Source organism: Terrabacter terrigena (assembly GCF_042676085.1).
In the GTDB taxonomy this organism is placed as follows: Bacteria; Actinomycetota; Actinomycetes; order Actinomycetales; family Dermatophilaceae; genus Terrabacter; species Terrabacter terrigena.
Genome location: NZ_JBHTKH010000026.1, coordinates 16,890 through 30,566, shown reverse-complemented (window position 1 = coordinate 30,566; position 13,677 = coordinate 16,890). Strand labels below are relative to the sequence as shown.

Below are 13,677 nucleotides of genomic sequence, written 5' to 3'. Positions count from 1 at the left end.
GCACCACCCGTGGCGCGCTGTCGCGCCTCGAGGTCGGTGAGCCGGCTCCTCAGGAGCTCGAGCGTCGACGGTTCCGGTGCCATGAGTCGAACATATCTTCGACCACCGACAGTGCCGGCCGGTCGAGGCGATCCCTGGCAGCAAGGCCAGGTGGCCTGCGATCTTCGCGGTGACAGACCGTCGCTCAGGCGCTTGCCGACGCCTGACGCTCCGCGCGGTCACGGATGCCGCGCAGCATCTTCTGGCTCATCAGCGAGCTCGCCACCGAGAGGGGTTCGACGAGCAGCGGCGACCACCGGTGGGTGTAGCCGAACCGCTCGCGGGCGATGAGCCGCGTCGCGGCATGCGGGTGCCGGCGCAGGACGAACGCCCACGTGAAGTCGTAGGGCGCGTCGTGCGTCGACTCTCCAGGCCGTACGCCGTCGGGCGGAGCGGCTCCGGAAGCGGCACCGGGCTCGGATGGGGGTGCGGAGCGCAGCACGAGCGAATGGTTCGGATCGACCGCGACCACTGTCAGGGCGACCTGCGGGTGCAACCGCACCAGGTCTCCGGGCTCGAGCTGTTGCCACTCCGACACGACCGAGTCGGCGCTGCGGAGCCGGCAGCCGAGAAGGTTCTCGAGCACGTCGTAGCTGTAGAAGCCGCCTCGGTCGGCGCCGATCTGGACGACCCACGGCCAGACCGCCTCGGGCAACGCCTCGATGGTGATCGCACGAGTCGCGACGAGGCCGGGGTCGGCGATGTGCTCGTCGCCGGGCAGCGACTCTCGCGACTCCTCCGTGGTGGCGCCCCAGTGCAGCGCCGACCAGCGCGCGGTCACGACCGACAGGGCCGCGGCACCGACAAGGAGAGGGGCGGTGAGTCGCCTCATGCCATCAACGGTAGTCCGGATCCCGTTGCCCTGTGGACGGATTCGTGGGCAGGCGGCTCAGCAGAAACCGGCCCGGGAACTGATGAAGCCCGGCTCGCCATGCGAGACCGGGCCATCAGTGACGGTTCACGTACCACAACGGGCCAACCGCCGAAGTCTTTGTGTCGCTGGGAAAAGTGTCCCGTTCCGCGACTACTCGGTCAGGTTGACACGCCGATGGAGGCAGCGTCATTGGAAAGATGGACATTTGGTCCGAACGGACCATTGATGACTAGTCACCCACCGAGCCTCAGTGGATCGCGCTCAGCGGATCGCGCTCAGTAGATCGGCGTCCCCGTCGGCAGACCGGCGAGCGCGCCGTCGGGCACGGCCCGCACGCAGCCCCACTCGAGCCCGAGCCGGTCCATGACCGCCGGGCTGGTCACGTGGCGCAGCCGGCCGCCATCGACGAGCCACACCGGGTCGGCCGACCGCTCGCGCAGCAGGGTGCGGTCGAGCGGCACCCGCCGCAGGCCGGCGAGCGACCCCTGCGGGATCTCGCGCACGGCGTTCCAGTCGAGGCCGAGACCCTCGAAGACCTCCGGCGAGGGGATCCAGAAGGCCTTGCCGCCGTAGACGACGTGGATCGGGTCGGTGCCGCGCTCACGGACCAGCGTGCCGTTGGCCGGGTGGGTGGCGACGTGCGCCATCGAACCGGGCTTCGCGGCGACGACTGCGTCCCAACGGAACCCGGACGCGTCGAACTCGGCCGGCGACGGCACCCAGAACGCGCCGCCACCACGGATGACGTGGATCTTCGGGTCGGTCGAGTCGTGGATGAGCCGTCCGTTCGCGAGGAAGCCCGGTGTCTTGCGGGTGTAGCTCTCGACGAAGAGCCCGCGCCACGTCTTGCCGTTGCTGCCGGTGATCGCGCGCTCGGCCGGGTCGTCGACGGTGGTGAGCTTGAGGCGCACCTCCTGGCCGGGGTTGTTGTTGTCGTAGACGAGCACGTAGGTGTAGCGGCCGTCCTGCTCCCAGCCGTACGCGACGACCTGGTGGTCGTTGCCGAGCTGGGTGACGTCCCGGGCCTGGGTCAGCCCGAGCAGCACCGGCTGTCCCGAGCCGAGGCGCGCCTTGAGCTTGGGCAGCTCGTCCTCGCGGGTCATCCGGGCTACACCCTTGCCGCGCAGCCACGTCGGGTGGTCGAGGCTCGTCGCGTACTGCACGAACTTCGTGCCGTTGTCGACGAAGGTGTCCATGAGCCGCGAGTAGACGTAGTCGGCGACGAGCGAGCCGTCCTGCGGCAGAGTGCCGTTCGTCGACATCGCCAGTCCGGCGTGCCAGTAGTCCATGGCCGCTGCCGCCATGCCACCGCAGCGCCCGCGGGTCGTGACGTCGATGCCGAGGGCCGGGATGCGGAGGACGTGGTTCGTGAACCCGTTGCTGAACGCGAAGCCGTTCTCGGCGGGTGTGAAGCTGATGCGCACGGTGGTGCCTTTCCCCTTGGTGGATCGTTCGGGGAGAAGAGCGCCGGAGAGGCTCGGGAGTACTGGGCACACGTACTCAAAACGGGCACGCCGGCAGGTCCCACGGCAGACGAGCAGCGTCAGGGCACGCCGGCGAGCGGCCACGCGGTGCCGTCCGTAGTGTCGATGAGCGCGGCGCCGTTGCAGTGCAGGGTCAGCGGCAGCCGGTCGGAGACGGCCGACACGACTGTCCCCACCTCCGCCATCTGCACACCGGTCGACGCCGAGACGTGCGGCATCCAGTGCCCCGGCTCGTAGTGCCGGTGGATCGTCGCGCCTGTGCCCCGCAGGGCCTCGACGACACGGGCATGCCGCACGGCCAGCCCTGCCTCCGCCGAGCCGGCGAGCGCCACCCGTCCGCGGGGGAACACGACCGTGCCCTGCACCGAGACGTCCACCGGGCCCGCGTCGGGCAGCGCCAGGGCGACGTCGCGGACCGCGCCGACGGCGCCGTCGAGCAGGACGGCATACGACAGGTGGGGCACGTGACGCCCGTGGGTGTGGGAGAGCAGCGTCGGGATCCCGTTCTCCTCCAAGCGCTTCCACAGGTCGCGGACGAGCGCGTCGGAGCGCCGGTCGAGGAGGAGGCAGAGCGCGAGCGCCATGCCTCATTGTGGGGCAGCACACGGCATACGCTGGCTGCGTGAACTCGACACCCCTCCCGGACGACGTCGACGTCGTCAACGCGAACCGCTACGTGCAGCTGACGACGTTCCGCCGCACCGGCACGGCTGTGTCGTCGCCGGTGTGGATCGCGAAGGACGGCGCCGAGCTCGTCGTCATCACGGTCGACCCGGCGGGCAAGCTCAAGCGGCTGGCGCACACGCCACGCGTCGAGCTGCGACCGTGCGACCTGCGCGGGCGGGTGCCCGAGGGGGCGCCGACGTATGCCGGCACGGCCGTCGTCGACCGCACCCCGGAGGGCGTCGCCGCGGTCAAGCGGGCGATGGGGCGCAAGTACGTCATGGCGCGGCTGGGCGACGCGATCGCCATGGTCACCGACTCCATACGTCCACGCGGTCCGCGCGCGGGGATCCGCATCACACTGTCCTGAGCCGGCGCACGGGGACGCGCCACCCAACGTTCGACACGCTCGGCGCCCAAGGTTGGACACGCGGTTTCTCCGGAGCGCTGACCTGCGCCTACGGTGATCTCCATGAGCTCGGCCACGGGTGCCCGGCTGGTGCAGCGCCAGCTGGGGAGGATGCTGCGCAGCAAGGTCGCCGGTGACGACGCGCCGGCGAGCGCGCAGCGCATCTGGAGTGCTCGCGGGGAGCGTTGGTTCACCGCGGCAGACCCGGTGTGGCGCGTGCACGCGGAGGCGTCGATGTTCCCGGCGGGCGTCACGTCGCTGCTGCTGCAGTCGCTGCACCCGCTCGCGATGGCCGGGGTGGCCGGACACAGTGGCTACAAGGGCGATCCGTGGGGGCGGCTGCAGCGCACGAGCCACTACCTCGCGACGACGACGTTCGGCACGGTCGAGCACGCCGAGGAGGCCATCGCCGCGGTGCGCTCGATCCACACGCGGGTGCGCGGCAAGGCACCGGACGGCCGCCCCTACCGAGCCGACGACCCGCACCTGCTGATGTGGGTGCACGCGGCCGAGATCGACTCGTTCCTGCGGGCCTTCCAGGCGTTCGCGGCCACTCCCCTGACCCCTGACGAGGCCGACGTCTACGTCACGCAGGCAGGCATCCCGGCCGCTCGGCTCGGCGTCGTCGACCCGCCCACCTCGGTCGACGGGCTGCGGGAGGTGCTCGATGCGTACCGGCCCGAGCTCGAGGCGACGCCCGCCGCTCGCGAGGCCGCGCGCTTCCTGCTGCTCAACCCGCCGCTCCCCCTCTACGCGCGGCCGGGCTACGCGACCATCGCGTCCGGCGGCGTGTCCCTGTTGCCCGGGTGGGCGCGCGACATGCTCGGCATCCCGCTGCCCGGTGTCGTCTCAACGCTCGTGGCGCGGCCGCTCGGGCACCTCGGGACGGCGGCGGTGCGCTGGGGCATGGCCGGCCTCGCGGAGCGCCGGCCCAGCGACTCGCCCGAGTCTCCTGACACCCCGGACTCGCCCGACTCCCCCGATCACCCTGGCTCCCCCGGTCACCCCGACGGGTCCGGCGACCCGGTCGGGGAGAAGGCCGCCCTCTGAGCGGCCACCTTTGACCGGGCCGGGTGCCGCTCAAGAAGCGGTCGCACCCGGCCCGGTGCCCTCCCTGTCGGGGCCCGGTCAGGGGTCGAGGTCGGCGTCCGGTCGCGGGTGCGGGCCGTCCGGGTAGGGCTGCAGCGGCACCTCGGCGGGTCGCTCACGCATCCCGATCTCGTATGCCGCCTGGCCGGCTGCCGTCAGCACGCGCGGTTCGCGTCGCGGCAGGGTCACGGTCAGCTCGAGGTCGGCGATCGAGCAGTTGAGCACGGCGTGGTCGTGGTGGGTCTGGGCCCGGGGTGCCGTTCGGGGCCACGCGTGGCGCGCCGCCGGAGGCGCCGCTCGGTGTGCCGCGGCGGCCTCCGAGGCGGCCGTGTCGGTCGCGTGGGCGCCGGGCTGGGCGTAGAGCCAGGCGACCGACTGCTCGGGCGGTGCGGTGACCTCGACGTCGACCGCGAGGCCGCCGCGGCCGGGAAGGTGGAGGTGGGCTCCGTCGCGGCGCTCCTCGACCGTGGTGGATCGGGCGTGCGCGATGCCGCCGAGCCGGCGACGGTCGCCGCGGACGGAGAGCGCGCCGTTCGCAACCCACGGCATGGTGCGTTCGCGCACGCGGATGCGCCCGAGCACGACGTCGATCCACGTGCTGGCGGGCTCGCCCTGGAAGCCGAGGCCGTGCAGCCAGATCCACCGCTCGGCGTGCTCGGTGCCCCAGTTGTGGCCGACCATGCCCTTCCAGCCGTCGACGTCGATCTCGCGTCCGTCGACGGTGACGGTGCCGGTGAAGCGGGCGCTGGGATGCAGGCTGACGGGTTTCGTCCTGGGGAGGCGGGCGCCATACATCCACGGGGACGGGAGGTGCTCGAGCGCGGGCTCGCCGAGGAAGGTGAGGTCCCACGAGACAGGGACGTGGACGCGCACCCGGTCGCGTGGCGGCACCATCGAACCGGTGGCACGGGTCGGCCCGAGGGTCGCGTCGGCGACCCCGACCCAGTGCGGGTCGCAGCTCGGCGCACCCTCGACGGTGGTCTTGGCCGTGGTCGGTCCTGGGGAGTCTGCGTCGAAGAGGGTGAACCAGGTGGACGCGAGCGGCGGCTCGTCCGGCTCGACGTGCACGGTGTGCCGCAGCCAGAAACCGAGTCCGCCGCCGGGCGCGACCGCGCGCAGGTAGTGGCTCTCGTAGCCCGAGCTCATCGCCGCGAAGCGCGCGGCCGCCGGGTCGCCCCGCATCCTCCTGACGCTACTCCGGCGGCGGCCGGGTGCCAGCCCCTCACCTGATCCAGAGGTCGAGCGGGGCCGGATGGCCCCGACCGCCGGGACGAGGGCCCGACCGCCTGGACGAAGGCCCGACCGCCGGGACGCGGCGACCCCGCGTCAGTAGGCTGCGGGTGTGCCCAGACTCGTGCTCACCGTCATCGGCGACGACCGCGCCGGCCTCGTCAACGCCCTCGCAGACGTCGTCACCGCGCACGACGGCAACTGGGAGGACAGCCAGCTCGCCGAGCTCGCCGGCAAGTTCGCGGGCATCGTCGTCGTCGGCGTCCCGGCGGGTCGCGTCGACGAGCTGACCGGGGCCCTGCACGAGCTCGACGGGCTGCTCGAGGTGACGACGCATCCGGGGGCCGAGGTCGACTCCGTGCCCGACGACTCGGGGTCGCAGCGGCTCACCCTCGACCTGCTCGGCAACGACTCCCCCGGCATCGTCCGTGAGGTGTCGTCAGTGCTGAGCCGGCACGAGCTGTCGATCGAGACGATGACGACGGGCACGCGCGAGGCCCCGATGGCCGGTGGCCTGCTCTTCGAGGCGCACGTCGTCGTGCGCGTACCGGCCGCGTCCGACACCGGCGCGCTGCGCGCCGACCTCGAGAAGCTCGCGACCGAGCTGCTCGTCGACATCGCCGTCGCCTGAGCGGGCAGACGGTTCTACCGCGACGAAGGGGCCCGTCTCGCTGAGCGAGCTCCGGGCCCCGCGACGGTTCACGTACCACAACGGGCCAACCGTCAAAGTCCTTCGTCAACCCCTGACGAATACGTCCAGTGAAGGGCGCTTTTCGGGTCACTACGAAGGTATTCCGTCGACCTTGTGAAACTCTTGCGGTCGCCTTGCGGCGACGCCGGACGTCCGCCTGTCCGGGCGGCACCGAGCGGACCTCCCGAAAGCACGGCCGGCGCGACCGTGCCGGCGCACACTGGAAGGACGCGGACCGCCGCAGGGTGGAGGTGTGTCATGGGTGCGCCAGGCTCGCGGCGGTGGACGGCAGGTATCTCGGTCGTCGTGCTGACGGCAACGGTGCTGGCCGGGTGCACGACCGGCACGGTCACCGGAACCAGTTCTGGGACAAGCAGCTCCGGGGTCGCGCCACGTAGCCCGTCCGAGACCGCCGGAACGGCCAGCGAGACCCCCGTGGATCCGTTGGTCGCGCCGTCGGCCTCGGTCCTCACCAACCTCGACGGGCATCTCCGCATCCTTCGCGCCGACGGCACCGGGGGGAAGGTCGCCGTGCCGAGCATCGACGCGGAGGGCACCCAGGACGAGGTGCTCCTCGGCGACTGGTCACCGGACGGCAACCGCCTGTCGTTCACGCGCGTCGACAGGAGCGGCACGATCCTCCGGGCCTCGGTGTGGGTCGCGAACAGCGACGGGTCGGGCGCGCGCCAGGTCTACTCGTGCCCGGCACCGTGCCAGCGTGCCGGCATCGCGGCCTGGTCACCGGGAGGAGACCAGCTGGCCTACGTGGTCACCGACACCGACGCGTCCCGGACGGTGGGGGTGCGCAGTGCCGTCGAGGTCGTGTCGGTTGCCTCGGGAAGGCCCCGGGTGGTGGTCGAGTCCCGAGACCGTCTGGTCGACTTCGCCTATCCCCGCTGGTCGCCCGACGGCAGGCGTCTGGTCGTGCAGGTGACCAGACTGAAGGAGCCGCTGTCGGCGACGAGCGATGGCTCCGGCGCGCCGAGCGTGGCCGTCGTCGACGTCGCCGGGCCACCCGGCCAGGCGCCTCGCGTACTGGCTCCGCAGCTGCCCGGCGGGCACCCAGACTGGAGCTGGAAGACGGACACGATCATCTTCGCGACGAACGATCCGGAGGTCGTGCAGCAGGACGGGGCGGAGCGCAACCTGTGGACGGTGCGGCCCGACGGCAGTGAGCTCCGACAGGTGACCCGTTTTGTCAGGCCGGCGATGGCCGCGCAGCCGTCGTGGACGTCGGACGGGACGATCGCCTTCCTCCACTGCGTGGCCATGCCAGAGTGCTATCTCGCCTATGCGACCGCGGACGGTTCGGTGGTCCAGACACCCCAGCAGCTTGCCGGCCTCTGGCCACGCGTGAAGCCTGTTGCCTGACTCCCGTTCCGGGAGCAGTGTGTGGTCATGGACGGTCATGGGTACTCGGCGGCACCTGCTCCTGTCACTCACGCGAAGGCGGTGCCGATCGCGGACTACGGGTTCCTGTCGGACGGTGAGGTGACGGCGCTGGTCACGCCGGGCGGCGACATCGACTGGATGTGCCTGCCGCGCCTGGACTCCCCGAGCATCTTCGGCTGCCTGCTCGGGCGGCACGCGGGGCGGTTCCGCCTCGGACCCTCGGATGTCAGCGTGCCGACGGCGCGGCGCTACCTGCCGGGCACGATGGTGCTCGAGACGAGCTGGGGCACGTCGACGGGCTGGATCATCGTGCGCGACGTGCTGCTGATCGGGCCGTGGCACCACGACGACGGCGTCTCGGAGAAGCACCATCGCACGCCGATGGACTATGACGCCCAGCACACGCTGCTGCGCACGATCCGCTGCGTGTCGGGCGAGGTGCAGACGGTGATGGACTGTGAGCCGGTGCTCGACTACGGGCGCAAGTCGGTGACGTGGGAGTACACCGAGCGCGGCTACCACCAGTGCGTCTCGCACTCGGAGGGGTCGGACATCCGGCTCACGCTGACGAGCGACATGAGGATGGGCTTCGACGGTGGGCAGGCTTCTGCCAGAACGTTGCTCAAGCAGGGCGACGAGCGGTTCGTGGCCCTGTCGTGGGGTGCGATCGATCCTCCGCTCACGCACGGGCAGGCGCACGACCGCCTCGAGTGGACGGCGCACCACTGGCAGCACTGGCTCGCGCGTGGCCGGTTCCCCGACCACCCGTGGCGCAGCTACCTGCAGCGAAGTGCCTTGACCCTCAAGGGTTTGACGTACGCGCCGACCGGGGCGATCGCGGCCGCGTCGACGACCTCGCTGCCCGAGACCATCGGCGGGGCACGCAACTACGACTACCGGTTCACGTGGATCCGTGACGCGACGTTCGCGCTGTGGGGCCTCTACTCGCTCGGGTTCGACTGGGAGGCCGTGGACTTCTTCTCGTTCATCGCCGACATGGCCGAACGCGACGACGACCTGCAGATCATGTACGGCATCGGTGGCGAGCGCGACCTGCCGGAGTCGGTGCTCGACCACCTGCCCGGGTATGCCGCCTCACGCCCTGTCCGCATCGGCAACGCGGCGCACTCGCAGGTGCAGCACGACGTGTGGGGCGCCCTGCTCGACTCGGTCTACCTGCACTCGAAGGTGGCCGACCACCTCGATGGTCGCATCTGGCCGATCCTCGGCAAGCAGGTCGAGGCGGCGCTCAAGCACTGGCGCGAGCCGGACGCCGGCATCTGGGAGGTGCGCGGCGAGCTGCAGCACTTCACGTCGTCGAAGATCATGTGCTGGGTCGCGGTCGACCGTGGCGCGAAGCTGGCCTCGATGATCGGCCAGGACTCGCAGGCGTCGGAGTGGGAGCTGGCGGCCGAGGACATCAAGGCCGACATCCTCGAGCACGGCGTCGACTCGCGAGGCGTGCTGACGCAGTACTACGGCACGGATGCGCTCGACGCGTCGCTGCTGCTCGCGCCGCTCGTGCGGTTCCTGCCGCCCGACCACCCGGTGATGCGCGCGACGGTGCTCGCGATCGCCGACGAGCTGACCGTCGATGGCTTGGTGCTGCGCTACCGCGTCGAGGAGACCGACGACGGCTTCTCTGGCGAGGAGGGCACCTTCACGATCTGCTCGTTCTGGCTCGTGTCGGCGCTGTCGGAGATCGGCGAGACGAAGCGCGCGCACGAGCTGTGCGCGAAGCTGCTCTCGCTCGCCGGGCCCCTCGAGCTGTATGCCGAGGAGATCGACACCCACACCGGCCGGCACCTCGGCAACTTCCCGCAGGCGTTCACCCACCTGGCACTGATCAACGCGGTCATGCACGTCATCGCGACGGAGACCGGAGCGCACTAGGGATCGGTCGGCCGCTCGGATCTTGCTCCCCTCAGCGGAGCAAGATCCGACGGGGCTCGTCCCGTCGGCGGAGCGGATCGGCATTGACTGGGCCACGATGGGTTCGTGCCAGATGACTTCCTCATCGCCCGCAACCCGGACGAGGCGAGCACGTTGCCCTACCTGGTGCGGATCCCGCTCGGCGAGCACGGGATCGTCCTGAAGAGCAAGGACACCTGGCCGCGCACGAGCAAGGTCTACTGCCACCGCGCCGCGGAGTGGCCAGCAGACGCGGACGTCGTGGAGCGGGTGGCGACCCGGGTCTGCGTGCGTCGCGGGGCCGCCATCGAGCTCGTCCTCGACCGAGCCCGAGAGAGCCGGTCGCAGTTCGTGCTGACGCATGTCAAGGGTCGCGAGGCCATCTTCTGGCAGAGCGCCCGCACGGCGAAGCAGGCCCGCCCTTCCGTCCGCCTCCCGACGGCCCGCGCGGCCATCGTGGCCGACGCCGTCGCCGGGCCGCTCGAGATCCTCGTCGACGCCAGAGAGCGCTACGCGTGGCGGTTCAGCCACCAGCAGGTCACCACCCGCAAGGAGCGCCTCGACGTGGGCGACTACGCCGTCGAGGTCGACGGACGTGTCGTCGCCGCGGTCGAGCGCAAGAGCCTCGAGGACCTCACGTCGTCGTTGCTCGACGGAAGGCTCCGGTACGCGCTCGCCGAGCTCAGCGGCATACCTCGGGCTGCCGTGGTGGTGGAGGAGCGCTACTCGCGCGTCTTCTCCCTCACGCACGTGCGGCCGGCGGTGGTGGCGGACGCGATCGCGGAGTGCCAGGCGCGCCACCCGAGCGTGCCGGTCGTCTTCGCCGAGACGCGCGCCCTCGCACAGGAGTGGACGTACCGGTTCCTCGCTGCGGCGCTGCGTGAGCTGGATGACGAGGCCGCCGCCGGCGAGCGAATCGGGCAGCTCGCGGAGGCCGGCCCGATGCCCGAGCCGGAGCCGACCACCGCGGTGGTGCGCGCCTGGGCGCTGGCGAACGGCCTGCCCGTCAGTGACCGCGGGCGCCTGCGCCCCGAGGTCTGGGACGCCTTCCGCACTCGCGGCTGAGGACCGCCAGCTGCAGCCTGGGGACGACGCGCTCGGACCACACGGTCGCAATGGCACCGTGTCACCCATGGACGCACGACCGGAGTACCGGAGGCTCGACGACCCCGCCGACACCCTCACAGACATCGACCGGCTCCACCCGTTCGTCTCGGGTCTGGTGGTGGTCGCCTCGGTGGACCTCGAGCAGCAGGTGATGCTGGCGGCGGCGCCGCTGCCTGAGGAGCCGTCTGGCGGCTGGGACCTCCACGCGGCCGGCTGCGCGTTGACCGATGTCGCGTTGGCCCTGCTGCCGTCACGTCCACCGGGTCGACGTCGTCGAGGCGCCCTCATCACCGTCGTGTGCCGTCGGGCACCCTCTTCACGGTCGGCAGTCGATGAGTGGTGGGCAGAGGCGTGGATTCATGCCGACCCTTGCATCGACGCCGCAGTGGGCCAGGTCTTCGCCGTCACCCCGTCCGGGTGGCACGGCGTGGGTGACCGGCGCGCCGGCGTCGAGCCGCGGCTGCGACCACGGTTGTCCCTGGTGCACATCGACGCCGTTCCTCACAGCGGGGCCTGACGCACCCGACGGCCGCTCAGCCCGCCGTGGAGCCCCTTGGCGCAAAGGTGGAGACTGGTCGGGTCGTGATCGTGACGGAATGGGAGGGTCGGCCGTGTCTGAGAACGGCACCTACGTGACACCCCAGGTGGCGCACCCCTACTGGGCGAAGCACGCGTACGAGGTGCTGGTGGAGACGGCCGGTCGCTACGACGCCGTCATCACCTACTCCGAGCTGGCCGAGGAGGTCCAGCGGCGGTCGTCACTGTGGAGCAAGTCCGAGATGCGCACGTGGATCGGTGGCCTGCTCGCCGACATGGCGAAGGTCAACCACGCGCGTGACGAGCCGCCGCTGACGTCACTCGTCGTGCACAAGCAGGACGGGCGGGCCAGCTCGGGCTACGACGAGGCCCGTCGCCTCGCGGGCCAGCGCCCCCTCGACGACCCGGACGAGCGGGAGACGCAGGCGGCCAACGCCCGTCTCGAGTGCTACCGGCACTGGGGCGCCGACGTGCCCGCGGACGCACGCCCGACGGTCCACACGCGTACGCGTGAGGCTCGGGAGCGCAGCCCGCGCACTTCCCGATCGGTGCCCGGCGCGACCTCCCGAGCCGCCAACGAAGAGCGACGCGGCGCCGTCTGCCCGACGTGCTTCATGGAGATGCCGCTCTCGGGCGTCTGCCCGAACTGCCAGTGAGCCGCCGCCGGTTCGGTCCCGCGAGTGAGGTAGGCGGGGCAAGGGTGGGTGCGCCCAGTAGCCCCACCAGGCGCACCCTGTGTATCCCCCTCGATTTCCCCCAGGAGTGGGTCGTCCGGCTGCCGGCGGTCCGACCAACTTCTGGCCCCCTCTCGCGTCGACGCCGTGCCCTCGCGGGGAGAGGACGGCGACGCCGCTCATTAAGGATGGAATGAGGAGGAGCCGGGCGCTAGGTGTCGGAAACGACACCTAGCCGGGGCGTCCTGACGGCGTCGGCATCTCGTCGCCGCGCCGGCCCTGCTTCGCCCACCACGCCGTGGCCGCGGCGCGCCCGCGGAGGCCCGTCTTCGCGTACACGGCTGACAGGTGCTTGCGGACGGTGCGTTCGCTGAGGCCGAGGCGGTGCGCGATGGCGCCGCTGGTCAGCCCGCCGGCGGCGAGCGCCAGCACCTGCTCCTCGCGGGGGGTCAGTGACGTGAGCTGCTCGTGGCCGAGAAGGCCGGATCCGTCCTCGAGGGCCAGGGCCCGAAGCCGGCTCGTGGCCTCGTTGAGGCGCGCGTTGAGCGCGAGGGCTGGGGCGATGATGCTCTGGACCAGGGCGAGGGCGTCGAGGTCGTCGTCGGTGAAGTCGCGACGGTCGCGGTGCAGTCCGAGGAACGCGAATCCGCTGGGGGCCACTTGGAGGGCGATGGACGCCGGGAAGTGGGCCGTCGGCATCCAGCCGTGCATCGCGTCGAACTCCTCCGTCTCCCAGAACGCATCCATCCGTACCTGGTCGCTGGTTCGGACGGGGCGGGTGGCGCCGAACTGGAACATGGCGGCGAACGACGGGTGCGTGCCGACGAACTGCGCGGCGCGCTCGGCCATGCCGGGGAGCACGATGCAGCCCTCCGAGACGACGATGTCGGGTCCGTCGCCGGGCTGGAGGTCGGCGCTGAAGGTGGCCAGACCGCAGCCGCCGTCCGCCGAGAGCACGACCTCCATGCGGCGGACGAGGTCCTCTTTGAAGGGCTCACCTGCGGCGATCTGGCGGGCGATGTCGATGGCCAGTCGCAGCACGTCGGCCTCGCGCGGACCGCCGGCCCCGATCAAAGGGGTAGACCGATCCGTCCCCATGTCGTGCTCCCCTCGACCGCGGACGTAAAGAGCCCGTCAGACGATGGTAAAGCCGTGTGCTGGCTGGGGGCCGGTTTGCGGTATTACAGCGCCCGGCTGCGCCGCGCTACTCCTTCTCGAAGGTGACGAGGACGCCGCTGACGCCGCCGGGGCCGATGCGGCCCTTCACGTCGACGGAGGTGATCGCCTTGAGCGACCAGCCCTTGGAGCCGTACTCGTTGAGCACTTTCTCGAGCTTGTCGCCGGACATCTTCCCGCCGATCATTCCCTCGCGGAGCTCGACGACCTTGTACTGCGGCATGACGTCCCCTCTCGTGTCGTGGTGTCTCGACCATAGGTCGAATCTCATGGGCCGGGGTTCATCTTGCTCAGGCCGTACGCGTGCGTCGCCCCCCGCTGAGGGCAAGGCGACAAGCCACCTCAATAGCCGGACGGGTGCGCACCCCGACCAAGGGTTTTGGCCCCTCGAACCAGCGCAG

Annotated in this window: 14 protein-coding genes; 8 read left to right on the top strand and 6 right to left on the bottom strand. The window is 71.2% G+C overall.

Annotation, left to right across the window (positions count from 1 at the left end; genetic code table 11):
- Positions 1 to 184 precede the first annotated feature (184 nt).
- The 3 genes from ACFQ2V_RS20980 to ACFQ2V_RS20970 form a co-directional block, all read right to left on the bottom strand.
- A complete protein-coding gene (locus tag ACFQ2V_RS20980) occupies positions 185 to 871 on the bottom strand; it encodes an SRPBCC family protein (RefSeq protein ID WP_386054925.1) in 687 nt (228 codons plus the stop codon).
- Between the two features lie 317 nt (positions 872 to 1,188).
- Complete coding sequence (locus ACFQ2V_RS20975; protein ID WP_386054923.1) at positions 1,189 to 2,337, bottom strand: hypothetical protein; 1,149 nt, start codon at positions 2,335 to 2,337, stop codon at positions 1,189 to 1,191.
- 119 nt (positions 2,338 to 2,456) lie between these two features.
- Positions 2,457 to 2,981 carry a 2'-5' RNA ligase family protein gene (locus ACFQ2V_RS20970; protein ID WP_386054921.1) on the bottom strand — a complete coding sequence of 175 codons (525 nt, stop codon included), beginning with the start codon at positions 2,979 to 2,981 and terminating at the stop codon, positions 2,457 to 2,459.
- A gap of 38 nt (positions 2,982 to 3,019) precedes the next feature.
- Between ACFQ2V_RS20970 and ACFQ2V_RS20965 the strand changes: the two genes are divergently transcribed.
- Both ACFQ2V_RS20965 and ACFQ2V_RS20960 read left to right on the top strand, forming a co-directional pair.
- Positions 3,020 to 3,430 (top strand): PPOX class F420-dependent oxidoreductase, encoded by a 411-nt coding sequence (locus tag ACFQ2V_RS20965; protein WP_386054920.1) that lies wholly within the window; start codon positions 3,020 to 3,022, stop codon positions 3,428 to 3,430.
- 102 nt (positions 3,431 to 3,532) lie between these two features.
- Positions 3,533 to 4,519, top strand: a complete 987-nt coding sequence (locus tag ACFQ2V_RS20960) for an oxygenase MpaB family protein (protein WP_386054919.1) — start codon at positions 3,533 to 3,535, stop codon at positions 4,517 to 4,519.
- 78 nt (positions 4,520 to 4,597) lie between these two features.
- On the opposite strand, the gene ACFQ2V_RS20955 is transcribed toward ACFQ2V_RS20960, so the two are convergent.
- Positions 4,598 to 5,740, bottom strand: coding sequence for a hypothetical protein (locus ACFQ2V_RS20955; protein ID WP_386054918.1), 1,143 nt, complete (start codon positions 5,738 to 5,740; stop codon positions 4,598 to 4,600).
- A 160-nt stretch (positions 5,741 to 5,900) separates the two neighbouring features.
- On the opposite strand from ACFQ2V_RS20955, the gene ACFQ2V_RS20950 reads away from it, so the two are divergent.
- The 6 genes from ACFQ2V_RS20950 (at position 5,901) to ACFQ2V_RS20925 (ending at position 12,082) form a co-directional block, all read left to right on the top strand.
- The gene (locus ACFQ2V_RS20950; protein ID WP_386054916.1) at positions 5,901 to 6,419 is read left to right on the top strand and encodes a glycine cleavage system protein R; all 519 of its coding nucleotides are present in this window, start codon (positions 5,901 to 5,903) and stop codon (positions 6,417 to 6,419) included.
- Between the two features lie 318 nt (positions 6,420 to 6,737).
- Positions 6,738 to 7,850 (top strand): TolB family protein, encoded by a 1,113-nt coding sequence (locus ACFQ2V_RS20945; protein ID WP_386054914.1) that lies wholly within the window; start codon positions 6,738 to 6,740, stop codon positions 7,848 to 7,850.
- A gap of 81 nt (positions 7,851 to 7,931) precedes the next feature.
- On the top strand, positions 7,932 to 9,764 hold the full coding sequence (locus tag ACFQ2V_RS20940; RefSeq protein ID WP_386054912.1) for a glycoside hydrolase family 15 protein: 1,833 nt from the start codon (positions 7,932 to 7,934) through the stop codon (positions 9,762 to 9,764).
- Between the two features lie 105 nt (positions 9,765 to 9,869).
- Entirely contained in the window at positions 9,870 to 10,847 is a 978-nt protein-coding gene (locus ACFQ2V_RS20935; RefSeq protein WP_386054910.1) for an ERCC4 domain-containing protein, read from the top strand.
- Between the two features lie 67 nt (positions 10,848 to 10,914).
- Positions 10,915 to 11,406: a hypothetical protein gene (locus tag ACFQ2V_RS20930; RefSeq protein WP_386054908.1), complete on the top strand. Its 492-nt coding sequence runs from the start codon at positions 10,915 to 10,917 to the stop codon at positions 11,404 to 11,406.
- 94 nt (positions 11,407 to 11,500) lie between these two features.
- A complete protein-coding gene (locus ACFQ2V_RS20925; protein ID WP_386054907.1) occupies positions 11,501 to 12,082 on the top strand; it encodes a hypothetical protein in 582 nt (193 codons plus the stop codon).
- Between the two features lie 249 nt (positions 12,083 to 12,331).
- Here the strand turns inward: ACFQ2V_RS20925 and ACFQ2V_RS20920 are convergent, their stop codons facing one another.
- Entirely contained in the window at positions 12,332 to 13,198 is an 867-nt protein-coding gene (locus ACFQ2V_RS20920) for a helix-turn-helix transcriptional regulator (RefSeq protein WP_386054905.1), read from the bottom strand.
- Between the two features lie 106 nt (positions 13,199 to 13,304).
- Positions 13,305 to 13,499, bottom strand: coding sequence for a DUF4177 domain-containing protein (locus tag ACFQ2V_RS20915; RefSeq protein WP_386054904.1), 195 nt, complete (start codon positions 13,497 to 13,499; stop codon positions 13,305 to 13,307).
- Positions 13,500 to 13,677: the final 178 nt, after the last annotated feature.

Coding starts and splice junctions, on each gene's coding strand:
- ACFQ2V_RS20915 (WP_386054904.1), bottom strand. CDS start 13,499: ATGCCGCAGTACAAGGTCGTCGAGCTCCGCGAGGGAATGATCGGCGGG.
- ACFQ2V_RS20920 (WP_386054905.1), bottom strand. CDS start 13,198: ATGGGGACGGATCGGTCTACCCCTTTGATCGGGGCCGGCGGTCCGCGC.
- ACFQ2V_RS20945 (WP_386054914.1), top strand. CDS start 6,738: ATGGGTGCGCCAGGCTCGCGGCGGTGGACGGCAGGTATCTCGGTCGTC.
- ACFQ2V_RS20930 (WP_386054908.1), top strand. CDS start 10,915: ATGGACGCACGACCGGAGTACCGGAGGCTCGACGACCCCGCCGACACC.
- ACFQ2V_RS20970 (WP_386054921.1), bottom strand. CDS start 2,981: ATGGCGCTCGCGCTCTGCCTCCTCCTCGACCGGCGCTCCGACGCGCTC.
- ACFQ2V_RS20960 (WP_386054919.1), top strand. CDS start 3,533: ATGAGCTCGGCCACGGGTGCCCGGCTGGTGCAGCGCCAGCTGGGGAGG.
- ACFQ2V_RS20980 (WP_386054925.1), bottom strand. CDS start 871: ATGAGGCGACTCACCGCCCCTCTCCTTGTCGGTGCCGCGGCCCTGTCG.
- ACFQ2V_RS20955 (WP_386054918.1), bottom strand. CDS start 5,740: ATGCGGGGCGACCCGGCGGCCGCGCGCTTCGCGGCGATGAGCTCGGGC.